The 25889-nt window shown below is 51.5% G+C and carries 18 protein-coding genes and 1 pseudogene; all 19 read right to left on the bottom strand.

Translation table 11 applies throughout. From position 1 onward, the window contains the following. Positions 1–346: 346 nt before the first annotated feature. The 19 genes and pseudogenes from BZK42_RS00760 to BZK42_RS00665 all read right to left on the bottom strand — a co-directional run bounded on the left by BZK42_RS00760 (position 347) and on the right by BZK42_RS00665 (position 25803). Complete coding sequence (locus BZK42_RS00760; protein ID WP_080858573.1) at positions 347–8881, bottom strand: LPD38 domain-containing protein; 8535 nt, start codon at positions 8879–8881, stop codon at positions 347–349. Positions 8882–8956: 75 nt separating this feature from the next. Continuing rightward, entirely contained in the window at positions 8957–10276 is a 1320-nt protein-coding gene (locus tag BZK42_RS00755) for a hypothetical protein (RefSeq protein ID WP_249025116.1), read from the bottom strand. A 10-nt stretch (positions 10277–10286) separates the two neighbouring features. Beyond that, entirely contained in the window at positions 10287–10559 is a 273-nt protein-coding gene (locus tag BZK42_RS00750) for a YMGG-like glycine zipper-containing protein (protein ID WP_080858572.1), read from the bottom strand. Between the two features lies 1 nt (position 10560). Beyond that, positions 10561–11022, bottom strand: coding sequence for a hypothetical protein (locus tag BZK42_RS00745; protein WP_249025115.1), 462 nt, complete (start codon positions 11020–11022; stop codon positions 10561–10563). A 138-nt stretch (positions 11023–11160) separates the two neighbouring features. Beyond that, positions 11161–11811, bottom strand: coding sequence for a hypothetical protein (locus tag BZK42_RS00740; RefSeq protein WP_080858571.1), 651 nt, complete (start codon positions 11809–11811; stop codon positions 11161–11163). A gap of 60 nt (positions 11812–11871) precedes the next feature. Further along, entirely contained in the window at positions 11872–12243 is a 372-nt protein-coding gene (locus BZK42_RS00735; protein ID WP_080858570.1) for a hypothetical protein, read from the bottom strand. Next, the gene (locus BZK42_RS00730) at positions 12203–12850 is read right to left on the bottom strand and encodes a DUF4376 domain-containing protein (RefSeq protein WP_080858569.1); all 648 of its coding nucleotides are present in this window, start codon (positions 12848–12850) and stop codon (positions 12203–12205) included. Before BZK42_RS00730 ends, BZK42_RS00735 begins: the two co-directional genes overlap by 41 nt. Positions 12851–12967: 117 nt before the next feature. Beyond that, positions 12968–13120: a Hok/Gef family protein gene (locus tag BZK42_RS00725; RefSeq protein ID WP_080858568.1), complete on the bottom strand. Its 153-nt coding sequence runs from the start codon at positions 13118–13120 to the stop codon at positions 12968–12970. A 646-nt stretch (positions 13121–13766) separates the two neighbouring features. Further along, positions 13767–14798 (bottom strand): annotated as a pseudogene (locus BZK42_RS00720) (phage tail tip fiber protein); the annotation flags it as partial. Continuing rightward, entirely contained in the window at positions 14795–16426 is a 1632-nt protein-coding gene (locus BZK42_RS00715) for a hypothetical protein (RefSeq protein ID WP_080858566.1), read from the bottom strand. The pseudogene BZK42_RS00720 and the gene BZK42_RS00715, both read right to left, overlap by 4 nt. Before the next feature lie 1246 nt (positions 16427–17672). After that, a complete protein-coding gene (locus BZK42_RS00705; protein ID WP_080858564.1) occupies positions 17673–18026 on the bottom strand; it encodes a DUF1353 domain-containing protein in 354 nt (117 codons plus the stop codon). A 105-nt stretch (positions 18027–18131) separates the two neighbouring features. Then, positions 18132–18731, bottom strand: coding sequence for a DUF4376 domain-containing protein (locus BZK42_RS00700; protein ID WP_080858563.1), 600 nt, complete (start codon positions 18729–18731; stop codon positions 18132–18134). 11 nt (positions 18732–18742) lie between these two features. Then, positions 18743–21364: a carboxypeptidase-like regulatory domain-containing protein gene (locus tag BZK42_RS00695; RefSeq protein ID WP_080858562.1), complete on the bottom strand. Its 2622-nt coding sequence runs from the start codon at positions 21362–21364 to the stop codon at positions 18743–18745. 11 nt (positions 21365–21375) lie between these two features. Continuing rightward, positions 21376–22014, bottom strand: coding sequence for a phage adaptor protein (locus BZK42_RS00690; protein ID WP_080858561.1), 639 nt, complete (start codon positions 22012–22014; stop codon positions 21376–21378). Next, a complete protein-coding gene (locus BZK42_RS00685) occupies positions 22014–22577 on the bottom strand; it encodes a hypothetical protein (RefSeq protein ID WP_080858560.1) in 564 nt (187 codons plus the stop codon). The genes BZK42_RS00690 and BZK42_RS00685 overlap by 1 nt, the downstream gene beginning before the upstream one ends. Continuing rightward, positions 22561–23013, bottom strand: a complete 453-nt coding sequence (locus tag BZK42_RS00680; RefSeq protein WP_080858559.1) for a hypothetical protein — start codon at positions 23011–23013, stop codon at positions 22561–22563. The genes BZK42_RS00685 and BZK42_RS00680 overlap by 17 nt, the downstream gene beginning before the upstream one ends. A 57-nt stretch (positions 23014–23070) precedes the next feature. Further along, positions 23071–23484 carry a hypothetical protein gene (locus tag BZK42_RS00675; RefSeq protein WP_080858558.1) on the bottom strand — a complete coding sequence of 138 codons (414 nt, stop codon included), beginning with the start codon at positions 23482–23484 and terminating at the stop codon, positions 23071–23073. A gap of 64 nt (positions 23485–23548) precedes the next feature. Continuing rightward, on the bottom strand, positions 23549–24763 hold the full coding sequence (locus tag BZK42_RS00670) for a N4-gp56 family major capsid protein (RefSeq protein WP_080858557.1): 1215 nt from the start codon (positions 24761–24763) through the stop codon (positions 23549–23551). A gap of 53 nt (positions 24764–24816) precedes the next feature. Beyond that, complete coding sequence (locus BZK42_RS00665) at positions 24817–25803, bottom strand: hypothetical protein (protein ID WP_080858556.1); 987 nt, start codon at positions 25801–25803, stop codon at positions 24817–24819. Positions 25804–25889: the final 86 nt, after the last annotated feature.

The following is a 25889-nucleotide window of genomic DNA, read 5'->3' as shown; positions in this document are numbered from 1 at the left end:
TGCTCAACTGAGCCAGCGCAAGCCAGACGGTAATGGCATACTGGATACTGGCAGAAAAGAAAAAACCCAAGTCGCATAACGACTTGGGTTTCGTATTTGGCGGAAGCGTAGAGATTCGAACTCTAGAACCCTTTCGGGTCGCCGGTTTTCAAGACCGATTACAATATAAATAATATCAAAGAGTTAATATTAATTCTTGGTATATCAGCAACATTCCAACTTTTTTAAAATCAATATCTTAAATACTTATCGAAAGCTAATATACCAACAATTTTTTGTGATTCCTTCAGCTTTCTGATACACGTGACCGGAGGCTTGACCCCCGGTCAGTGCCTTCACTATCTTGTCAGTTTCCCACCTTCTCCCTGTACTCCCGATTGAACCTGTCCACGACCTTCTTCATGTTCTGCTCAATCATCAGCACCCTGTCGGCCTGTTGTCTGGCGGTCAGCGTTGGATCGGAGTAAACCTCGTCCCGTTGCTTGCGCAGATTTTTAAGCTGGAGTTGCGACTGATGAGTGATGCCGTTCATCGAGAGTTGTCCGTTGTATTTATTCCTGAATGCCGCACGGTCAGCGCCGCTTAACGATTTCAGTTCAGCATTGTACTGACTCAGTTCATCAATATGGTCGTACATCTTCTGCTGGTCAGCGTACGGCATAACCTGGCCTGACAGTTTACCCAGGAACGGGACCTGTTGAGCCGGAATACCAATACCGTTGTACGTTTTGGCGGCGGCGTCGACCGTCTGACCAATAAAGCGCCCTGTACCACCAGAAATATAATCAATCCAGTACTTCATGCTGTCAGGGTTGATATCAACCGCACCGGAACGGTACTGGCTGCCGCCTGTCGCTGTATTGAGCCAGTTCGCGAAAGACTTATAGACTTCCGGCGTTGAACGTCGGCCCAGCGTACTGTCAGGCTTTGGCGTACCCCACGGCGCATTCTGACGACGGATTTGCGTACCCATGAAGTTCTCGTTCATCACATAGTCAATGAAAGGCCGTGGAAGCGTGGGTGACAGATTTTTCAGCAACGTACCGCTAAGCGTTTCGGAGTCTTCGCTGCCGAGTGGGTTAAACGCGCCCAGCGCACCGCCGATGATATTCCCTGCCGCTTTCACTGGCTTAATGCCGCCGCTGCCCACGCCTTCTATCGTACCGCCCAGCAGGTAGAACATGTTGTAGCCGTAAGGTAACGGGAACGTCCAGTATTCGCCCTGCCTGCCGCCAAACAGCGACTTCATGATGACCAGGTTATGTTCCTTCACGTAATCCGGTACTTTGTCATACCAGTTCACGCCGTCTTCGTCCTGGCCCGCGCCTGCACGGTTCAGCGAACCCAGCAGATATCCGGCCCCCATCGCCGCCAGCGACAGTTTCTGCGTCCGGTTGAGATTGCTCCAGCGCAGACGCTGCAACAGTGGACCGCTACCCTCCAGACGCCCCAGCGCACGGATCATATTGGCAGTACCCTGAACGCTGGCATTGGCGAACATATACAGAGAGTTCAGCACCGTACCCAGCTCACCGCGACGGTTGAAGTTCACCGTCAGATTTTTGGCAAGGGAGGCGGCCTGTTGTCTGCTCATGCCCGCGTCACGTCCATGCTTGTAGGCTGAAAGGCGCAGCGCGTTTTCCACCGCATTGTTACCGTCCTCCACCAGTTTAAAGAAAGCGTGCCAGGACTGAATACTTTGCCCCTGCCAGCCTCCCTTAGCCTGTGCCACAAGCCTGTCCATCTCCTTCATCCGGCCTTCGAGGTCGTTAATCCGGAACCAGCCTGTTTTGGCACCGTCTTCAACAAACTCCTTCCATAGTTTCTGCCATTCACCTGTCTTACCGTTGCGCTGATTACCCCGCAGACTGTCATACACCGCTTTCATGGCGATACCGCTGTCGCGAACCACGCTCAGTGCAGACATTTTTTTACCCACCAGCAGGCCGTCAGACCGCCCCTGCTCACCGTAAATGCTCATTACCGCCGTCTGGAGGTCACGCCCAAAGTTAGTGACGAGGAATGAAGGGTTGTACATGGTATTAACAGATGAAAGGAAACGGTTGATACTGCCAAATGCCCGCAGCGTTGCTCCCGTAACTTCCGGCCCCATGTTCTTCATTGCCTTCGCCAGACGTTCATCATGGAGTTTGATGTAGTACGTTTTGCCGTCTTTTTTGGTGGGGAAATATCTGTCTGACATCATCGCCATCGGGACTGGCATTTCCTCAACCTGGCGGATTGTCTCACCCGTTTCCGGGTCGTTTTTTTCCACAATCCGGCGCGTGGTATCCGGTTTATCATCAGTGAATACCTGCCAGTAGTCCTTATCCGGATTATCCTGCACCAGTTTCAGAAAGGCGTTACCCACCTCATTTTTACGGTTGCGGATAAGGGATTCGGTTAAGTCCTGAATAGCCTGCGTCGAGGGTGACTGAGCCTTAGAGTTACGACCCATTGCCATCTTGCTTTCCTTGCCGCTGACCACATAGCCCCTTCCGGTACGCGGTAATGCACCGTCTGCATCCTGCCCCTTGAGCGGTACATAGTGCTTATAAGCATTCTGCCAGGCATCGACAACACCTTCTTTTTCCAGTCCGGCAGTCTTAATCAGCTCACGACGACGCGCCAGCATGTCATCAACAATACCCGCCAGACGGTCATACTGTGCCTGCTTACCGCTGCGGCGTATCTTATCCATAATCCCTGCCGCTTCCGCGTTAGTCATACCCGAACCACCGTCCGGCATTTTCGGGTTAATTTTCGCGATATGCAGGTTACGCTCAGACGCGTGGCGGGCATACAGATATTCATCAAGGGCAGACTGCGGAATGTCATAGTCAGCGAGCAGCTTCGCCAGCGGTTTAACATAGCGCTCTTTCATCACGTTCAGGTCATTCTCGGCCTTACCGTGGAACAGTTCTTCCGCCAGATACGCGTTGTTGCTGTCATCCAGCTTACCGCCGGAATTGCGTATATTGTCCTGAACCGCTTTCAGCACCTGGAATTTATCCTGCACGCGACGTACAAAGCGGGCTGCCAGCGTTTCTTCCGGCGAAAGTGCGCTTCTGGAACGGGAGTAATACGGACCCTTGCGTATGTCGTCAGGAGAGAGTATATTTCTACCTGAACCCTGATGATCGCTGTCCCCGTGCAATTGGAGCACCCCGGCAGATTGATTATCAGGGTTTTGTTTTTTGTACAACGCCAACCCTTCTCTGTCCATTTTGCTAAGCTTGCTGGGGAAAGCCCCGTAAACAGACGCAATCTTATTTATTTCAAGTCCTTTTTTATCTGCTTTCAGATGCACTGCACCAATCACCGGATCGCCATTTTTATCAACGGCATCAAACAGCATCACGACCGCATTTTTTTCAGTGGCGGACTGATAAACAGCCTCTGGATCATGCATCAGTTCGGGAAGCTGCTCTATCACTTCCATCGGTACGTCGTGTTTAACACCATTTGTAGCCTTACGCACGGTATCGCGGGAGATCACCAGCGGTAAATCAGGCGCCCCAATATGACGAAGTACCGGAGGGGTGCGGCCTATCGTAATGCTGATATCGGAGGAGCGGTGAGACTTTACAGCTTTCGCTAAATCACGGCGATAGCGCTCACCCTCACCTTCCGGCACTTTGAACGGATCAGGTTTGCCCGTACGCGAGTAAGATACCTCGCCACCATCACGCGGTACGTATCCTTCACGTACACGCTGGCCTAACGTTCTGATGGTGTCACGAATATAGCCGATATCGTTGAGGTCTGACGGCTGAAGCAGTCCGGTACGGCGCAGGACAGCCTTCACCAGCGAGACAATACGGTTCCATGCTGCCCCCAGCTTACCCGGCGTGTGCTTCTCCGCCATATGCGCCAGAAACTCACCCGCCTGCACCTGTGGCGATTCATCAGCGTACGAGGCGTCAACCTTGCGCCAGATATCCTTAATCGTGGCGTTATTGCTGTCGCGGGTTTTCAGCACATTATCAATGATGGTTTTGTACTCGGCAGGCGTGACAACGTTTTCCATCGCATGGTGAATGATTTCGTGACGTAATTTTTCACGTACCGTACGACCATCAGGCAGGTTGTCAGCCACCAGAACGATTTCATGCTCGTCAGGGCGATAGAAGGCGTGAACTTTACCGTGATTATCCAGCGATTCTCCGGCCAGTTCTGCCGCTTCTGCCTGCGATTTCACCACGCGAACATTCAGGTCGTTATCCTTAATGCGGTCCATCACGGTACGGGCCACGGTTTTCACTTTGCGTACGCTGCTGCCCTGAGTCTGAGTATCAGCGCTGTGTCCGGTCTGTGAAATCACATTGCCTTCCGGCGTACGCTCCAGTCCGTCACGGGAATAAAACGCCACGCCTTTGTCAGTCTCGCGGGTTTTCAGGGTGCTGAAAAGTTTATCGAATGCCTGGCGGATACCGCCGTCCAGCTCTTCGTTCGTCGGGTAGGCGTAAGTATCCGGTGAGCCGTGGTCATCAGCCTTACGGATATTCACCAGATAATCGTTCTCAACGCCAGCGGCTTTGGCCTTATCCTGTACGTAACGCTCAAAGGCACGCGCAGACATTTCAACATAGGTAGACCAGTACGGTTTGCTGCGAACATCATCGAGGAGGAGACTACGACGACGCATACCGCTATTGTTAACAGCCTTCACGACGCCCATAAATGCGTCATACACCTCCTCCCGCACAGGGTATGCTTCAGGCTGATACAGACTCCCCCGGGTATCACGTGCGGTCATGAACCTGTCGCCGGAAGCAACATCACTATCCCTGGCGACGTCATGCTGCCCGAAGTAGTTGTCCAGCGCGTGGAACCACTCATGCGCAAGAGAACCGGCCCCGTTACCTTTGGTGAGGTTAATCGCCACCTGCCCTGGTTCATAGTGGGCAGCGGCGGCATTTTTGCCACCCTTACCCCGCGCACCAAATGCCAGGCCAAGACGACCATTCAGGGAAAGTGCCTTAGCCGGAACTTTCAGCACGTCCGACATATCCATCAGCGAATCATATGCCCGGTTGAGGTCAGACTGACGACGCGGTCCCTCCACGTAGTTACCGAACTGCACGCCACGGAAACCAAACGCATCACTGAACTTCTCCGGCGTAACGTCACCTTCACGACGATCGGGACCTGAGCGGTCACGGTTGGAAGCATTACGCTGTTCCTCGCGGGACTGTTCACGCAGCGCATTCAGTTTTTCCAGCAACCCGGCGCGGTGAGTTTTCGTGTATTCGCGGGCTTCGGCTGGCGTTTTAAAACCACGCTGAAGCACGGTTTTATTTTTACCGTATGCAATGAACACTTCCCCCGAGCGCTTATGCTGGTAGATATCCAGTTTCGTTTTATCATCAGCAGACTTCGGGGAGCCGGACTGCTGGTCAAAATACGCCTTCGCTTTTTTATGCAGGTCATTCAGGTCTTCCGAGTCCAGAACACTACGGCCTTTATCGTTTTCCAGGGAGTGGATCACCTTCGGCGGGCTGTACTCCTTACCCCCGAACATGCTGTAGGCGTGGGTTTTGACGCGGTAGCCTGACGCCTGCTCAATCTGTGCAGGTGACAGTCGATGTAACATCTCCCAGGTGTTCACTATCTCGCGATAATGCGAACCTTTTTCCTGGCTGATACGGTCAATGAATTTATCGGCGGGCAGACTGCCATCCAGCAACTGTCCGGCGGTATCACGGACTTCCTCAACCTGTTTTGCCCAGCGATTCAGGCGATGGGATGCACGGGGCTTCGCGGGTATCATGTTGCGTAACAGCGCCAGCATTGCCAGTGTTTTATTATCCGTTCCTTCCGCAGCCATTTTTTCATAGTCCGGCTTCGGAAACAGTTTGCTGAACGGCTGAGTTCTGTAGTCTTCTGCCGTTTTATCCGTATTCAGATCATCAGCCAGTACCGCGCGGCGATGTTTGGCTGCGCCGTGGATCACCTCACCGAAATCATCAATTTTTTCGCCGGATTTTTCGGCCGCAGCTCGAGGGGATTCTGTCTTTTCCGGCTCCTGAACTTCGGGTTGCGATGGATTATTTTCACCCTCACCAGCCTTTGCCGCCATTTCGTGCTTTTCGATAAGATGATCAGCATAGTCCATCGCCGTTTTGCCGATATCCTTCTCAAACAGGAAACGACCATCAGGATGTTCCAGTCGGCGCGTACCGTCTTTCTCTCTTATGCGCCAGCCATCCGCCACACGATTTTCCACCAGTTCACGTACTGACGTAATTTTGCCATCGCTTTTTATGCTGCTGGTCAGGTAATTACGTGCGCGTTTACGGTGCATTTCCCCGTCTTTGGTTGCCAGAAATGACGCCAGCGCTTCATCGTGCTTCTTCTCGCGTTCTGCTGCAGCCTTTTCATGCTTCTGCTGCGCCTGCACCATCCGGTCAGCCTCTTCCAGGCGGGCGCGACGGTCTTCCATCTCCTGCTCATGTTCAGTTTTACCACCCTCCCGACCTTCCGGCGCGGGCAACTCACGATAAGACTGTTCACCCCGGAATGTTTCACCCTGGCGAGGTACACCTTCAGGTGAGACGGACTGACGGCCTTTCTCGTAGCTTTGCCCCTGTACCTCACCAGTCGTGGTGTAACGTCCGCCACGACCAGCGGGAGGTTCGTCAGGCATATGGCGCACGTCTCCCGGCATCGGATAACCCTGACCCGGATGGATATCACCAGGTGAAGGCAGACGCGGACGCTCAGCCAGTTCATTATCAGTAGGTCCTGAGTCCCCTTTAGCCATCTGCTCATGCACCAGTTCTTCTGGTGTCGGCGCATTACGACGGGTCAGGTGCTGCTGAACTTCCGTCGGCTCGTCAGTAAAATCGCGGAAGCGCGGATCACGCATAAAGGCGGGAATTTCCATCGGATCAGTGGTTTTTGGCTTATCCGGTATGCGCTCACCCATCGCCAGGGTGTTAATCACTCCCCTTGCGCGGTCTTCGGATACCTGCGGGTTATCCATTTCAACCGCATACTGACGATCACCTTTTTTAACGATTTCCGGCTTTAACCCGGTCTGCTCAGCGTTACGGAAAACATCACTGTTTTTTGCGCTGCGTGCGTCGGAAAAATAATTGTTATCGGAACGAACCTTCTCAATACGCTCAGGTGGGCGCGGAGACCCCTGTGTGATCTCGATATGAGGTATGTCATCACCGAAACGTACTGTAGGTACAGAAATACTCTGCTTCTGTGGCGCTTCTGCCTGTTGTGGTTGTTCAGTCGCTTTCGGCTGCGGTTTCAGTACCTGACGTGCGGCTTCCCAGCGTATTTGTTCAGTCTCATTGCGCTTCTCTTTCTCGTTGAGGTCACGATATTCCGCCAGTACCTCATTACGCGGCTTACCCTGCATCTCACCAACGATACCCTTCAACTGGTCAGTACGCTCCATCTCTTTGAGAAGACTATTAGACGCATGTTTACGATATACCGCATCAACATCATTTTCGGGCGCAAGGTCGGCATCAGTATAATGCTGTAACAGTTCGTCGCGACTCAGACCGGAAAACTGCTGGCGGTAACTTTCAACGGGGTCGGCGGGTTTCGTATGCGGGGAATCCTGCGCCATTTCGCGGGCGCGTTGCGCTTTAGCATCAAATGCCTCACGCGCGGCATCGGTTCGTTGCATATCAGGCTTACTGTTACGACCGCGAACACCAGAAACAATACCGGCACCACCGCCGAGAATACCGCCCAGCAGCGTACCTTCTCCTGTTGCATGTGCCACACCCTGCATGTGATCGGTAGCAATACCCGCATCTTCATCACGCGCCACATTCTGCGCATACTGTGAGTAGCCGGACTGGAGACCGTTCAGCGTACCTTCCCTTAATGCACCTTTGGTAAATCCCCCAACAATGCTTTTTGATACGCCGTTCAGTACCATATCCGCCACGGCCTTATCGCCCATCATGGTACTGCCGATATTGACGGCGAGAAGTTTAGGGTCGGTTGCGACAGACATACCAACCCTGTTCGCCAGTTGTTCTTTCGCCACCTGAACCCTATCAGCGTCGCTGAGATGGGCGTATTGTGGGTCACTCTGAACTGACTGATACAGATTCACAAAGGTCGGGGAAGAAGCCAGTTCCTGCGGCGAGGCATTCAGCACCCCCTGCGCTGCTGACGCTGCGGTATTACCCTGAGCATCAGCCGTACCACTCGCGATAAAGCCATATTTGCTGGCGGTTTTGCCTGCCTGTGTTGCTGCCGTCTTTCTGGCTGCGATTTCCATCGCATCATCAGCAACCTTTTCTGCGGCTTCTTTAGTCAATCCCTTTCTGACAAGCCCGGATACGGCTTCCCGCCTCAGTAATGCTGATGTAACCCCTTTTGCCGCAATGCCTTCCAGTCCCCCGGTTAGCGCCATTGAGCCTAAATCACCAAACACATTAGCCAGATTCAGCGTCAGTCCGGCTATGCTACCTGTAGCTCCCTGCTCAAGGGCATTTTTCGCCTGTTCGGAATAACCGGACTCCAGATCCTGTTTCCAGTCGCTTACCCCCTCCTGGAGAGCCTGTCCGCCTTTATGAAGAAATCCGCCAATATCAGACAAAGCAGACTTTGCCACAAAATGGTCGGGCGATAATTCACCCGCTTTTTTCTCCAGCCATTGACCGCCAAAATTCGCCAGCGCACCCACACCTTCAGGCAAATTAGCAGCACCAGATGTGACCGCAATACCATAATCCTTCATATTCGCGCCGGTACGGTAATCCTTGACGTTTCCGGGAGTCAGGGTGTCAAGGTAAGCATGATAGTCAAAAGGCTGCTCGTCAGGTTGCTCGATATTCAGATCGGTACGGTTAGGGTTTATTTTTTGCGCTTCGGGACGTACATCAGGAATTAAAGGCATTATTTATGCTCCTTAAAAACAGAAAAGCCTGCATAAGCAGGCTCAGGAATTATCAATAAAACATGTGTATCAGGACTAAACAGGGGGCAGACGTTGTTTACCGTAATTCTCTTTTATCAACCTGTGTGTTTCGTCGTTACTGGCTTTCTCCATGGCCTTTTTCGCTTTTTTTCTTTCATCCTCAGCTTTGCTTGCGGCTTTTAAAACCTCATCCTTTTTCAGCATGCCCAGATTTCCCGTCTGCACATAATAATTGACCGCATCAACCGCATCGGAATTACCTGCAATTTCGGGATCTTCCAGTAATTTTTTTGACGCACCATCTATCTGCGACTGCTGAACCCTCGCCTTCGCGCCAGGAAGCCCAAGCCTCGCCTCGAACTGGTCGACCGCTACCTGTCCATCTGTTCCACCTCTTGCCGCGCTCGCATAAATCTTAGCCTCTTCTTTCTGGATATCAGCCTTTGAAAGTCCCTGCGGTTGCTGCAAATACTGAAGGTAATTGTGGCTGGCTTCGACACGCGATGATGCTGTATCCAGTAATCCGTGAATACTGACGCGTTTCACATTATCCCGTAAATCAGAACTCCGGTTCTCCGTAATGGGTTTAATCGCCTCCTTTCCATCTGCATATTTCACTTTGACAAAGACGGCGACATCATCAGCGGAATGATGGTTATGGTCACTCTTATCCGGTACAGGGGCAATATGGTGTACCTGTGCAGATACTATTTTTTGCCCGGTTTTCGGATCAACCTGACCAACGGAACGATTGGCTTCTGTCTGGAAAAGAGGTGCAATATCACCCATGTTTTCGTTAATGCTGTGCAGGGTTGCCATCGGGTCTTTATGCGCTTCCGGCGACGACATGATGCTGTAGAGTTTTTGCCCGGCTGACACCGTTGACTGTGCGTACTTTGGATCTTTCAGTATGCGAACAATCGGAATGCGATCATCAGCATCAGCAGCCATGTCTTGTGCTGCACTCCAATCTCCCGCCTGAATAGCATTCGTTATCCCTCTCGTTATAGGTTCATTCTGCTGCATCATCTGCTGATACTTCGCATTGTTCATCCTGAAATCATATTCCTCCTTTTGCATCCCCAGACGCTGCCGCTCCATTCCTATACGGGCACCTGACTCAGACTGTTTTAAGCCAAACTCCTTTCCCCAGTGCTCATCACCCACTTTTTCCCTGCTCAGCGTGTGCTGATAATCACGATCGCCTGTCTCTTTTTCGTAGCTAAATCTGTCCTGCGCCATCTGATAGTTACGATCGGCGTTCTTCTGTTCCTGAGCCAGTGCAGCCTCACGCAGCCCCAGCGCCTTACGCTGCTGCATCGCATTATCAACGGTACTGAACCCCGCCAGTAAACCCTCAGCAAATCCGTCCATATATCACCTCTCAGAATAGTGAGCCGAAAAGACCGCCTGCGACAGCACCTATCCCGGCACCTATTGCTGTTCCAATACCAGGCACAACAGAACCAATCATCGCTCCTGTGGTCGCACCAGTCGCCAGTCCAGTACCAATATTCTGCTTATGCTGCATTTTGGCCTGTTCTTTCATCTGCTTGTTCATCATTTCGCGCTGTTCATTCAACTGGTCAGCCTCACCCAGCCCCTGCATTGCCTCTTTGCGCGTCTGATTTGCCGCGTCAAGTAATCCGTATCCCATCTTATGTTCCCGCGTTATTGTTACTGCCGCCGCCGATATTAAGCTGCTGGCGTACAGGTGCTGCCCCGCCAGTCAGAATGTTCATCTGGCGGTCCTGTTGCGCCTCGCGAATCCCGTTCTTCGCACCGGCTATTGCCAGCGCCGAGCGTAACCCCAGGGTGTTATCCTGCGGATTCTGCGGCCTGATAGTCCCGTAACGTGCCATCTGGTTATTCAGTCCCTGTTGAGCAGACCGCAGACTTTGTGTCGCTATCCCGTCAGTTCTGCCAAGCTGCTCATTCATCAACTCATTATTGGTGCCAAGTTCCATGAGCCGTTCCTGCTTCGGGAAGTATCGAGTCAGCCAGTCGTTATACTGCTCTCGAATGAGCTGAGCATAAGTATCAGAAGCGTAGTGTTTATCGCCAGTTCCTCCGCCATTTGCCCCATAGACGCCCAGCGGATCTTCCTTGTGATACGGCATAAGGAAACTTTTCTTATCACGCGGATCGACACCAGGAGGAAGGCCAAGAGCGGCACTTCTGAGATTGTCCTTGCTGAATGGGTTTGAGACGTGAACTACCTTTTTAAATACCTTTCCGAATCCCATAATCAGCCTCCGTTAAAAATTAAACCCGCTGGCGAAATTCTGAAGACCATTAGCGCCAATTCCCGCCGTTTTCGGCACAGGACTGCTGTTACCGCCAAATTTATTAGAAGCATAACCAGCAAGCGCCCCCATACCAGCACCTACCAGCGAAGCATTCCCCTGACGCCGCATATACGCCGCCTGAGCATCCATGCCCGCTTTACGCAGACTGTTTTCCGCTAGGCTGTTGTAACCCTGCAACGCATCGGCTTTCTGCCCCGCCCCGAGAGCGACCACATCCTGCAACCCGGCAATGTACTTATCAGCCTGAGAAGACTGTACGCGGTTGGTTGCGTCAATCTGTCCGATAGCCTGTTCCCCAGCAATATCGTTCATCGCTTCCTGGTATTTGCCGCTGGACGGATCAACACCGGCGGCTGCAAGCTGGTTAGCGGCCTGGTGTCTGACCTCTCCGAACTGTTTCTGGTAGCCAAGATTCGTCACCCCGGCCAGATTCTGGTATTTCTCCTTGTTGTTCAGCTTGTCCACGTCCGCCATGAAGATATTTTCCATTGGCTTCAGTTTGTCGCTATAAAGACGCCATTGCTTCATGGCTATTTCCGCCTGCGCCTTCTGCTGCGATGTTTCTTTGATTTCGTTACTGCCTCCGCCACCCTTACCCATTTTCTGGCTCCTTATATGAAAAAACCCTGCCGGAGCAGGGTTATCAGTGATGTCGTACTTTTACACCTGAATGCGAAATACCATGAACCCGTCCTCATCATCCGGCATCCGTTCAAATCCAAACCGTCCGGACAGACGGATAAACCCTTTACGCGTTGTATGAAACTCCGCCCAACGACCACCGGACATGCGGGTTAATTTCTTTACCTCCGGCAGATACCGCGACACGCTGTCATAACCCTCGCAAATTCCCAGCCAGACCAGCACATACGGAACGCCGTCTTTCACCATCGGTTTCAGGACCAGTTGACCATCCGGCGCACCAAAGCAAAACGCCTGCTTTTTACGGCAGGCGTCCTGTATTTCATTCAGCAAATTCGGGTTGCAGGTATCAGCCATCACCCGCTGCATGTATCGTTCGAGTTTTGTCATTGTCTGCTTGTCCTTCCTCCGGCCAGCCCACTACATAGTCCTTAATTGCCTGATAATCGCTCAGCGCATCAACGTCCTCTTTCATCTGGCGCTGACGTTCGTGGATTCTGAAGCCCTGTAAAAACATCGTTGTGCTCATTGCTGTACTCATGGCTTCAAGGTCTGTGGACTTAACGGGAACATCAATATTGTCAGCATCCGTCCAGAAAAAATCAGCGGGCAGTATATTCAACCGGTCAGCCTCCAGGGATGCGCTAAGACGGTCCTGCGAAGCTTTATCACAGTCCCAACGGTGACCATTGAGACTGAAAGTGATACTGCCGTGCTCCTGTTGATTGCGCCAGACATTTATTTCATCGTGTTTTTCCAGCCTGGCTACTGTGAGCATTTCAGAAGTAACAATAAACGGCTCAACCTCTCCGTATTTTCCCGATTTCAAATCGGAATAAAGTTGTGGACCGAAATCCGCTGAATCATACGCTGTCGCAATATAAGGCAGATAAAGCGGTGTACCGTCCGGCGAGGTTAAATCATCAAAGCGAACATCCGCCATGATAATACCGTCATCCCCGTACCGGGCATTTTTTGCATCGGTAATAAAAGTCATTTATCTTCTCCCATAAAAAACCCCGCTACAGAAATCTGCAACGGGGTTAAAAGGGTGCTTTGAGGCTATTCTCAACACTATAAAGAGTGGCGGAGGATTGCTCCCCCGCCATAGCTCTTACCTGGATTCGTAAGCCATATGAGCCACAACCTCCGTTCCGCCGCTTCGGAAGCTAACGTCGCAGAGGGTTTTGTTATTCAGTAACAACACTCCGAGAAGCGTGATACTGACAACGATTAGCGCTATCAGCGCCAGTTTTTGTGGCTTCATAGCCTCGTTTCTCCTTGACCTTTCGGCCTGTAAGAGGCTATCTTCATGTTGTCAAGCATAGGATAGGCCTCGTAGGTGGTTAATAAACATTAATTACCTTCGGGGCTTTTTCTTGCCTGCCATTCACTAATGCTTCAGGCAGACAGCCCAAAGCACCCGCAGCCAGTGTTACTGATTCAGATGTGGGTAATCAAGCCTTCGACATCCAGACAACGGCGAATCTGCTACAACTTATTGTTATAGGTACGCCTGCTGGCAGAAAGTACACTTTAACCATCAGTCGTCCATCCAGATTTTCGGAATAGGAAGAACCACCGCCACCATGAACAGTATACTTTCCTGCTATAAAGTTGCTCATGGTGACCGATGTTCCCGGGCCTTGAAATTCTCCATTGAAATAAAAATCCGCATTATTCCAGTTGATTGTGCCGTGTCTGCCGTGCGACTGCACTTCAGCAGCGAGCACAACAAGATTCATTGCCACTACCTGTGCCGGAATATAAACACTGCCTCTATTAAGCGCATATGTTTTCGCAATATCCCCGTCAATCTGAGCAGCACTCAGGCGACCGTCTATCTGACAGTTCTCCAGAATATGAACATTGCCCATCGTGCCGCCGACCGCATACAGATCGTAAAAAGCCCCCCCACGTGAAGTAACATTGTTCAGGTTCGCATTCACGGCATTCACGTTGCCGTTTGAGTCAACCGTAAAATTACCGTTACTGATAGTGGCGCTTCTGATATAGGGAGCAGTCAGCGTTGCGCCAATTTTCACATCATCAGCCACGATATATTGCGCCGACAGCGTTTCAACCACCGCGTCATAAATCACCGCTTTCTGGATCACGACCTTACCGCCTGACACCGCAAACGGATACGCCGTATTGCCGGGGTTATTCGGGTCGAAAATAAACAACTGCGATGCCGCTATCGCCACCTGGCTAATCGGATTACCTGCCGCGTCTTTCCCGGCAACGATACCAATACCTGCTGTTATTCCGTCAGCACTGGCTTTCTGCGCCCACATCGCCTGAAACGCTTTGCCACCATCTTCACTGATTTTCTCTATATGTTCATTCGTGGCTTTTGCTGAATCACTAATTTCCTTTTTCAGTTCCTCAACAATCGGGGATTTAGCCGCTTCATCGTGTATCTGGTCAATCACGGCCTGCACATCCATCTGCGTTTCTGCCGGAGTTCCATCAGGTGAATTATACGGACCAGACACGCCTGCTGAGTTAACAAACCGTATCCAGTAAAATCCTTTCCAGCCCGGATCAACCGAATCGCTGTAAACCTGCCCCGGTGTTGTACCAACGAGAACAGCATCAGAAAGGTTATCCTCCGTACCCCGCCAGATTTCAGCGAGGGAATGCCCGTTATATTTCGGCATAACCCACTCAAGCAGCACGTAGCCAAAACCACCCGTAACCTGTAAACCTTCCGGCTTTGTGGGACGTTCAGGCGGCGGTATATCCGGGAAAATCCCCTGCCCCAGACCAGGAGCAAGCCTGATACCTCCATTGCCTCCGCTCATTTTCGCCAGTTTCAGTTCTGCAAGCTGGCGTTGCGTGACAAACGCATCTTTCCCGTCACCGCGCTGGCCGGTCCCAATCTCCATATTTTCGACAACAGCAGCCAGATCCTTTCCTGCACGCCACGGTTTTTTACTCATGCTGGCATCTCCGCCATCGATGTACTGAGGGTAATTCGCTCAATCTGCCCAAAACCTGACACTTCGAGATACCATTCACGCCCTGTTACTGGCGGCAGTTTCAGCACGGAATTACGGAGGGAACCAGGGGGTAACTGGATCACCGGCTGTCCGTCCGCAAATACAGAAATCCCGACTCGTTCAGGATAAGGCGCTTTGATTCGAAGGCATGAAAAACTGGTATTTTCCTGCGCAATAAAAGTTTTTGAGCGCCAGACCAGCGGTAATGGCGTGTTAGCGCCCTGTGATACAGATAACTCAAGCCCTTTTACCAGGTACAATGTATCGGTTGCTGTATCGTTATACGCCGTATCGAACGTCGTGCTCATATGCCGGATATCCATATCCTGCGGGCTGAAGATAAAGACTGCCTGACTGCCATCAGTTTTCGTATAACGGGCCACATATTCGCCGCGATACTGATATGCTTTGATGGATGACGGGTTAAACATTTCGCGCCACTGTTCCGGCGAGATAATTTTTTCTGTGGCAATAAGCGCGTTACCATCACCACTCACCGAAACAAGCCCGTTTGTTCCCGCATAGAGTACAAAACCATCCATCACAACCATGCTTTGTCTGCTGACACACGCCTGCGTTAACGGCAGCTTTGCCCCTGAAATATTTGACGGTGAAACACCGCTGAATAAATAAGGCTCGCCCTTAGTTGCAACAACCAGCGCCGTTCCGATTGAGGCTATGGCGACAATATCTTCCGCCGTGGTCTGTCTGTACGAATCAGGCCAGGCATACGGCAAAAAAGCCTCAGAAAACATCACTTCGTTTCCGGCAAATCCGGCAGCAATACCGTTTGCCATCATGCAAAGGCCAGTCATGTTGTCCGGCGGCATAACGTAATGTTCTGTCTCAAGTACAGGTCCAAGCTGTTCAGTCTGTAAATCATCGTGAAATGACAGCACTCCGGCATCCAGCTCGGTCACCAGCAGGAAATCTGCATTACCGCCACCAGAAGCAGAACGATAGATACGCTGCCGGGTAATATTCGAATTCTGTAGCGGCGGAGGCTGCATGGTTAAATCAACGGAGCCGCCTTTTTTAACTGTCGCTTCCATTGATGGCGGTCCGGGCGGTCCCTCTTCGCCATAAGCGGTGACAAAGGTCTGAGTATAAAAACGGGTTTCATCATCCTTAGCATCGTCTTCTTCAGTACCCTCAACCGGAGGAGGATTTAATACACTACATGTAACAGCACTTTCCGGAGCTGGTACGCCAAGCCGGTAGCTGTTGGCCGGATACTGCCCGCTACCCGATGTCGCAATCTGCGCACTGGTCACTTTTGGGTACTGCCCGTCGGTATAATACACTCGTCCGTAAGGGTCCTGCGCTACAGGGCTGCGTACAGCATCGACAATTCCACTCCAGGTGAACCACTTATTCTGTCGGTACAGGAAAAGCGTTTCTGGCTTTATGCCAAATGTGACTTCGTTTTTACCATCGTCACTGACTGGCGTAATCACGCCAAACCGGAAATGGCAGTTTTTCGCCAGTACGGAATAGCCATCCGGCAACATATGGGGAAGCACGCGCGGCATTTCACCGTGCATGGAAACAATATCAATAGCAGGCATGTCGAAAACTCCGAATTACAGGTTGATTTTTGATAGCTGCATGTGGAAAAAATGTTAAGTCCGACACAAAAAAAGAGCATCAGGAGATGCCTGACGACGCAGCCATATTTGTGGGGGCGTTGAGAACCGCCCCTGTTTTTTTCAGCGAAAATGGGCATATTGAGGAGTGTCGTTTATGAAGACTGTCATACTCATGCTTACTCTCATCCCGGCCCTGATGATGTTCGTTTTTCAACGTGCAGATGTTGCCAGCAGACCTGATTATGTTGAAGAAGACTCAGTTTTTTAAAAAGTCGGGATACCAGGCTGAAATTCTGCCGCTCCGGATATTCAGATGGCTAATGCTTACTATGCAGGCTGTCTGTATTGTGGTGTTTCTGGTTGGCACATTTGAAGTTGTGCTCAATAATATCGGAGAACCGGGAGAAGGCCCTTTCGACACGATCATTAGAAATGAATGTTCTTATTGACATCCACTAACTGCATACGCGAAAAAATACCCGAAGCACTTTGTTTACCTACTACAGAGCACCATAAGGCGCCGTGTTGTTAACTATTACCAGCAAATTCAGGGGGGTTTGAACGCGAGCCCCTTTTTTTTTTGTTTTTTGAATGGAACTGACTACGTGATTTCTTCATACGGATTGTGTTGTATCACCCTTCTGCTGTTTTTTGCCGTGATTGTTATACTGATAGATCGTTATTTTTGATGTACAATCGAAAATCGACGTCTTTATTTGCGGTTCGCCACTGATTCTGTCATAAGTGAGTAGTGACGCCCGAATACACGACGCAACGTGTTCCAGGTAATTCTTCACGTTGTCGGGCGTCACACCCTCCCCATAATACCCGCATATTTTCCCGCTTGATTTGTAGTAACTGCATGTGAAATAAAAAACGTGTATGGTTTCGTTCTATTGGTCTTTATTATTCGGGGTTGTTATCCGACACCCCTTTTTTTTGGCGGTGAAATTATGGGTTCAATTGCAATGGTACTGTTCGGGTTTATTGTTATCTATTCACTGGTCATCGTTGTTGCGGCTTTCGCTGATGATTTTTTCCGCAAAAACAGAAGCCGTTAGTATTCCCTTTACTAAAGGGCCGCAAGTCACGCAGGAGGATTTATGTCACATACCATGTTCGCAACAATTGAGGCGTTCTTTCTGGTCTTCGTCATCCTTTTCATTTGCTTTGACATTATTCCTGCATTGATTCAAAAGATAAGTAAGAATAAATAACATTACACTCAGTAGCTCCCCCTGCCAAACAGACGCACCGCCCAATACATCACCGTCCTTTTCCACTTCGGCACGCCCAGCACCGTCATTCCGTCCAGGAATATCAGGTCAGCTTCTTTCTTCGTACGCAGCGCGTTGTCGTACAGGTAATCGTGAATGATGGCGGCTTTGGCGTATTTGCCGTCTGGCGGTAGCAACATCCAGAAAATACGCGGAACGGTCGCAAGGTCAGTGACAAATCCTGCGGGTACTTCGATCACATCGCTGTTATCGTCACTGAGGTAAAACGCGAACGGCTCGTGTACGCGCCATAAATAATGACCCAGCATTTCGAGAATTGCCGGAGTTGTGAATCTGCTCATGGTTTTTTATCCACTGAGTGTGGAATAAAGAAAGGGATTCATAGAAATGAGTTCCATTATCTTTTGGTGTTGGGGCCTGTAAAAAGGCCCGTTTTTTTGCCCCGGTTACAACCAGCCCACACGGTAGTTGCGGATATCAACCAGCGTTGTTAAGGCTTCCATTTCCGCTTTCATCTGTAACTGACGCTGGTTTATCTGCACTCCCTTTTCGAACATCGCCTGCTCAATCGCGGCGGCCAGCGCTATCAGTCCGGCGTTATCCATCGGAACGATGTTATTTTCGCCGTCTGTCCAGGCAAAACCAGCCGGTAGAGCACCACGTTTTGCCATCGCCAGTGAGATACTCATTCTGTCCTGCGTGGACTTGCCGTAATCCCATTTATGACCGTCGTATTCGAACAGGTAGCTGCCGTTCTCCTGCTCATCGCGCCAATGATTGATTTCGGCGCGTTTTGCCGCTTTTGCGGCGGTGACCATTTCTGGTGTCACGGTAAATGGAGTAACGGGGCCGTATTTACCGGCTTTCAGGTCAGCGTAGAGCTGACGTCCATAGGGGGCCGGGTCATGCGCTGCGGCAGTATAAGGCAGATATAAAGGCGTCCCGTCAGAAGCGGTTTCGTTATCAAATCTGACTTCTGCCGTAACGGAACCATCTTCACTATATTTCCCGTTACGTACATCAGTAATTACCGTCTGTATTGTCACTCAGTTTCTCCTTATCTTTCGCGGCGAAGTAAAGTCAGGGGGGTGTCCTGATAAAATCCCAGGGCACTCATCACTCGCCAGGTTCCGGTTAAACCACTATCGCGCGTAATTACTGTCGCACCGCTGTGAAAGTTAAGATAAGCAGCATGGATATACTGACCTGGAATAAGCGCATTCGACATGTCATATACATTGGGGAATCTATTCGGTACTAAATACTGCGTCAGTACCCGCCCCAGCACATAACTATTAGGTTCATTAAACTGTGGTGCAGGTCCAGTAGAAAGCGGTATGGTGACGCCATCACCCACAATGGACGAACCGTCTGTTTTTACCGCTGTAATACCTTCCTGGAAAGCAAGGTACGCGGCAACTGAAGTGTCAGCGTCCACAGGTTGGTGTAACTTCCATATATCGTAAGCTGATTGGCCTGGCGTTTTGGCTATCAGTTCGGCGGCACGTAACGCCTCCTGCGCTGAGGCTGCGGATGTACCAGCACTTGATTCTGATAATTTCGCCGCGAGCTGTGATGCCAGCGCTGCCGTTGCGGACGCGGCCGCGTTCAGTGCTGAAGTACGCGCACTGGACGCAGAAGCACCGGAAGACAGACTGTCGGCTTTCGAATTATCCGCACTGTTAGCGGCCTCCATTGCCTTTGATACCGCTGTTTGCGCATTTGATGCTGACACATCCACATTCACCTGAATGGCACTGGTCGCTTCTGTCTGCTTCTGGTTAATCGCCAGTATTGCGTTATTGCGGTTGATATCCGCCGCCACCGCAATATCCGTATTCGATTTTTCGGTGGCGGCGGTTATAGCCGTTACCTGTCGGTTTACATGTTCATCAAAGCCTGTTACCTGAACGACCACCACATCTTTTGCCGCTATGGCTTCTGTCGCTGCCTGCGCGGCTTTCGTTGCATTATTCCGTGCAGATGTCGCACTGCCGGATGCTGAAACTACACTGCCCTGCGCCTGTGTGGCGGAGGTAGTCGCAGTTGTGGCTGCACCTGTTGCTGTTTCCGCTAATTTTCTGGCGTTTAATTCACTGGCGGCAGCGTTTGTTTCAGACGCTTTTGCAGCATTCGCGCTTGCCAAGGCGTTTGCTTCCGATGACTTTGCCGCATCCTTACTGACCAGCGACTCCGAAGCACTGACAACGGCGTTCATTTCAGATGATTTTGCCAGGATCTGACTCGTGTTCGCCATTCCTGCCGATACCCCTGCCGCTTTTGATGCTTCTGATGCTGAATCCGCGGACGTACCCGCCCGAGTTTCCGCCAGTACCGCCCTGTTCTCACTGACCTTTGCTGCTGTTTCTGAGGACTTACCGGCACTGGCTGCTGTTTGTGCGGCGGTAGCAGATATACTCGCCGCCATTGCGGACATGGCGGCACTCTGCTTACTTGCAGCGGCGCCTGCGGCTTCCTGTTTCGCACAATCTGCTGAAGCTTTGGCATTAGTCCGGTCCTGTGCGGCCTGCTGACTGGCAGCCTGAGCGCTGTCCGCTGACACTCCCGCACTTACCGCTTCATTATGTGCGGAATCAGTATACTCCTGGCCCAGAAGCCTGACAGACTGCTTAACTTCTTCCCCTGTTGCGTTAACCTCTGTCTTTGCCTGAAATGCAGCTTTCTGCGCTGTCTCCGTTATTTCCCTGCTGGCCTGGCAAACATGTATGTCAAAACCGTCCAGCCGCCCAACCACTTCGTCCCTGGCAAAAATGACGTCCTTTTTTATTTGTGTAGACGTCGCTGCATTATCAGCTATCAGTTTTGCGTTTAAAGCGGCAGTATTCGCGCTTTCTGCTGCTGCCTTTGCTGATTCATCGGCTGTTCTCGCGGAGACTGCCAGTACACCTGCTGCTTTCGTGGCAATTCTGGCGCTGTTACCGGCACTGAGCGCAGCATCTGTCGCCATCACTTCTGAACCTTTGGTAGCCTGCTCAGATAATAACGCCGCATCTTTTGATGTCTTCGCCATGAGCGCCGCTTCTGAGGCTTTTCTGGCTGATTCTGTCGCTGCCGCAGCCTGCTGCCCCGCCTTTAGCGCGTCCCCTGACGCAGATAATGCCGCACCTGCTGCCGTTGCCGCGTCCCTTGCTGCCGATGTGGTTGCGATCTGTAGTTCCTGCGCAAACTGTTCCGCCTTCTTCTCACTGCCTGCCGCATTAGCCTCAGAACGCGCCGCCGCTTCAGCACTGGCTTTTGCATCTGCGGCTGTTCTGGCTGCATTATCCGCGCGGCCCGATGCACTGAGTTCAAGCTGCCGCATGGTTTCAAGGTCATCAGCAACGTTGTTCTGTATCTGCCGGAAATCCACCAGAAGTTCATCAGGAATACTGACTTCGACCAGGTTACGGCGCAGTACCATATTGAGCGTCACAGTGGTTTCGGTGCCATCAAGACGAAAGCTGCCATAGACCTGACTTTTCCCGTTCACGGCAACGGTCAGTGAATAGACACCAGGTAAAACATTCATGCCGTAATACCCGGTATCGCTGGTGACCGCCGAAGCGCTGACGCCCGCCAGTAAATCAGGTGAGGTGCTCAGTGCGGTCAGCATAATTTGCGCCCCGGCAATGACCTGTCCTGTGGGTGATTTGAGAATACCTGCAACCAGAATACTCACGCTGTACCTCCCTAAAACTGAGCCTGCTTCATCTGTGCCATAAAGCGGTCTGTGTTCTGCTTAATCCCCATCTGATCAGCAAACGCCTGATAATGCTGCATGGCCTGCCCGGAATTTGCACCTCCGGCCGCATCCTTGCTGAAAGCCCGGAACAGTATCCAGTCAACCAGCGGATTCACATATACTTCTTCTATTCGTATTTCGGTTTTGTCCTCCAGACTGGTTATCGTTATGGCATCAGGAATACGGCAGACAACAGCATCGATGCTGACGCTTTCATCCGGCGACGGGAAAAGGTAAAAAATACGGGGAATCATTTCGCTGTACACATAACGTTCAGGCACACCACTCAGGCTATGCCAGTCCGGATAATCATGATCGAGAACATCACGCGGAACGGGTAAAAGCGCGTTACCGTCCGTCAAACGGATAATATCAATGAGCCGCAGTGCTCCGGCGGGTAACGTCTGCCGCGAGCCGGGAACACATTTCAGCGTCTCAACCGAGGCCCCGGCATCAGGGCGGGCCAGTATGACGGCGCGAACAGCGTCATTGTAGTAGTCGCACAACTCCGCCAGCGGCCAGCGAAGCATAAGCGTGTCCAGGAGCTGCGTATTCACGCGTCCGATAATTTCTGCAACTGTTGTCATCAGAAGAACCTTTGCCTGCGAACCGGATTACGGAAGGGAGAAACCGGGCTGATATCCAGTGCATCACGATATGCCCGGCGATAACCATCGGTGAATTTCTCGCGAAAATACTCTGACCGCTGCGGGTCCTGCCAGGGTTTACCTGCCTGCATGAATAAAAGGGAAGCAGCCCCGTCGGCAATCACCTCCGGATAATCCATCAGTTCATCCGGTACGGTCTTCGCGTCTGCCCGGGGGGCCACGGCAAACAGCACACCAACCAGATGACAGGAGACCGTAAACATCAGGGATTTATCCGTGGAAATATCAACGTCGCTGTCCGCGAATAGCTCCCGTTCCGGCGTGGCAATGCGAATAATTCGTGTGCAGGAAACCGGCGCATCGTCACTCACCAGTGGATAGATCACCCCGGCCTCCGGATTCAGGGTGACGATACGGCGGCAGTACAGCGACTCACGGCAGAAAGTAATGGCCGCCTGCAACACTGCATCGGCCATCATAATATTCAGCGGCCCGCTGATATTCCGCCTCACATATGGCAGAAAGTCATTCGGCGAAACCATCCTGTACGCTCCCTGCTTTCAGCGCGTCACGAACACGAACACGGAAATCACCGGCACTTTCCTTCGCATCTTTTTTCAGACCAAGTTCTTCTGACTCGTTAAGAGTGAAAAGCTGTGCCAGGGTGTATTTGCTGATATCCAGTTCATCCCCCTGAACTTTGACGACAAAGCTGTTCTCCGCCGCTATACGGGCTTCTTCCTCAAGCTGCCGCGCCAGCTCCTCTTCCTTAAGCCGTTTTTCTTCTTCCTGCTGCTGAAGAATTGCCTCCATCTGCTCATGGCGAACCCAGACGTCAGGGAACTCCAGCAACTGGTGCGCCACTTTATTGTCCACATGAACGGGCTGAAGACGCGGGAACACGGCGCGGCTTCCGGTAATGGTGTCGCGTTTCACATTTTTTTCACCGATATAAACGATGGCAATTTTTTCGCTCATTTCTCTTCCTCAGAAAAAAGTAAGCCCGCGCAATGGCGGGCAGGTTATCAGTCAGTATCAGTAGCCAACCACGGAGTAACGAACCAGTACGTTCAGCTTTCCGGTTGCAGACACGCAGTCAACCGTTGCCGTCAGCACTTCTCCATCAGTTAACGTGGAATAGGGTTCAACTACAAAGTGATGCGTCACTTTCGCGTGAACATCATCAGCATGTACCAGTTCATGGTCGCCACTTTTAATGGTGACCGTTGCCCCGGCGCCAATACCGTCAGTCGTGATCTGAACTGAATTGATACGCATCCCGATCGGAAGACGCAACAGGCGTACTTCCGTACCCGTTGGCGCACCGTTGAGTTCAATAAAACCCTCAATAACGGATTCGTTACCGTGCGCCCCCTGATAAACGTTCTCCTTATAAGACTGGGCGTAAATCACACCCGCTTCTGGTTTATCTGCCACAGGTCCGGCCATAATGATTACTCCTTAAAAAAATGCCGGGTTTAAATACCCGGCTGAATAAGAGGTGAGATTAAAATCAGATGCGTACTGCGGTATCGACGGCAATGACGCCGTGGTCCTGCATCCGTCCGGTTTTATCCTCGAAACGGATTTTTTTCAGGCCGTTGATCCAGTTAATAGCGATCTCGGTACGGTTATCCATATCCGTTTTTTTCTGAATCAGATTGAAATGACCACCATCTTTCTGACCGTAAGCGTTGGCCAGCGCCTGGGCGCCGAGCAACATTGCGCGGTCGATATTGGTTTTCACTTCAATTTGTTGCGTGGTAGCGGCAAGGTTATTATTCGAAATCCATACACGGGAGCCGGTATAGAAGCGAATCGGCATTCCGGCATATTTCCGCACCAGAATGTTACGCCACATCGCACATTCACCTTTGAACAATGGATGGTTGAATCCTTTGGAGCGGTTGACTGCACGAACCATCATCTGGTTCCAGTCCTTACCGGAGGTGCTGGTGTACCAGTCATTCCACTGACGGGGGGTGACGTACAGCACGTAGTAAGGGTCTTCACCGTACAGTTCATCGCCTTTCAGGCGAACGGGCTGTAACGGATGTGCCATTTCGTCAATGAACAGCGCCATATTGTCAACCAGGCTGAGGGTGAACACGTCTGAAGAGTCCACCGCTTCAAGAGAGGTGGCATCGCCACCGAAGAAATGGCGGTTATGGGTTGGCGGCATGACATCATTAATCATGATCTCTTTAAAATCACGATGTGAAGCCAGCGGTACGATAACATCGTCAGCCATGAAATCACCGCGAGCCCCCGCCAGATGAACTACAGCACACTGGTCCTGCAAATCGTTGAAGTAGGTTCCCAGAAGGGTACGGGCTGAACTGGCAAGATTGAATTTGGTACGCTGCTGTGACATACGTCCACCCGCATCCACCAGATGACGCCCCTGATCGATACGAAGAGAGAAGTCTGCTCGGCTCAAATCTTCCCCGCGTCCTTCAATGCGCTGGTCCCCCATCGTCGGCAGTTTGGAAAGTTTGTGCATAATGCTGAAACTGACCTCATCGCCACGCTCTTTCTTCAAATCGGTGATACGAACGACCGGCGCACCCGCGCTGGTTTGTTTTGTGCTTTTTTTGTCCGGCGAAACGGCTTTAGGGGCTTCCTGTTGTTCAGTAAGGATATTCACCATCGAACGATTACGGTTAGCGGCGGTGAACAGTGCCACCTGGTACAGCTTATTCGCCTGGGCAGTAGTTACTGTTGACATAATTTACTCCATTAAAAGAAAAACCCGCCTTTCAGCGGGTCGGATTCGGTGTGTTACCCCAGCTTCTCAAGGATCGCGTCGATATCCGCGTCGCTCATGCCGCTCATTACGGCCTCTGCATCTGCATAAGAAGCACCAAGTAACTGCTCAAATTTATCCTGCGGTACTGCTGCCGTGTTCCCCAGATCTGACGGTGAATCAGGCACCGTTGCCGCAGTATCGGCTTTAGCGACTTTCTCTGCGGCAACAGCAAGAACCTCATGGTTGTCCTGCTCCACGACAGGATGGGAAGGCGTTTCACCGTAAGCAGCTCGCGTACGTCGTGCCACTTCGGCAAAGCGTTCCGTCAGCGGTTTATATTTCCATGCGGGGTCATTCTGTAACTTCTCATCAAGGTGAACTGCGATGGCAAACTTGTCAGGGTCGGATCGTTGCCATTCAGCCAGGTCAGGCGTGGCGTTCAAAGCAGCAACGGCAGCGGAGTTATCCTGTTCTTCCACCTGCCGTTGCGGTTGTTCCTTCTGGATCTGTGCCTGTAAATAATCGTATTTACGGGCCATCAGGGTGAGCGCGTCCGCCATTTCGGGGTAATCCTCCCTGATTTTGGCTATCTGCTCGTCAGAAATACGCGCATCTTCCGGGAGAGGATCTGGCGTCATACCAGCCTGTTTGATTTGTGACGTCAGCAAATCAATTTTGCGCTGCTCTTCAGCCAGTTGTTGCTCATAACGCTGAGTCAGACGTTGCTTTTCAGCACGCTCGGCTTCAAGAACGTCATAAGGAATAACATGTTTCCCGTCCCTGGTGAGAATCCCCTTCACATCCTCCTGCGGTTGCCCCTCTTCATCAGTACCGGCCCCCGGCGTCGGTGCCTTTTTATCGCCCGTGTCAGTTTGTACTGTTTCAGAAGTCTCGCTGTCAGAATGTTCCGCACGCTCTTCCTGCTCCTCGATGTCACCCTCAACCTCGATATCACCCATTTTTGCCATGAGTTCTTCGAGCTGTTCCTGGGTTTCTTCACCTGTAATTTCAAAGTCCATAATTCCCCGCATGTCTGTTTGTCGGACAGATCCGATGTTGATAAATAAAAGGCGTATCGCTGCCCCTGCGAATAAGCACACTGTTG

The organism is Citrobacter braakii (assembly GCF_002075345.1).
GTDB classification, from domain to species: Bacteria; Pseudomonadota; Gammaproteobacteria; order Enterobacterales; family Enterobacteriaceae; genus Citrobacter; species Citrobacter braakii.
This window is presented reverse-complemented; position numbering and strand designations above follow the sequence as displayed.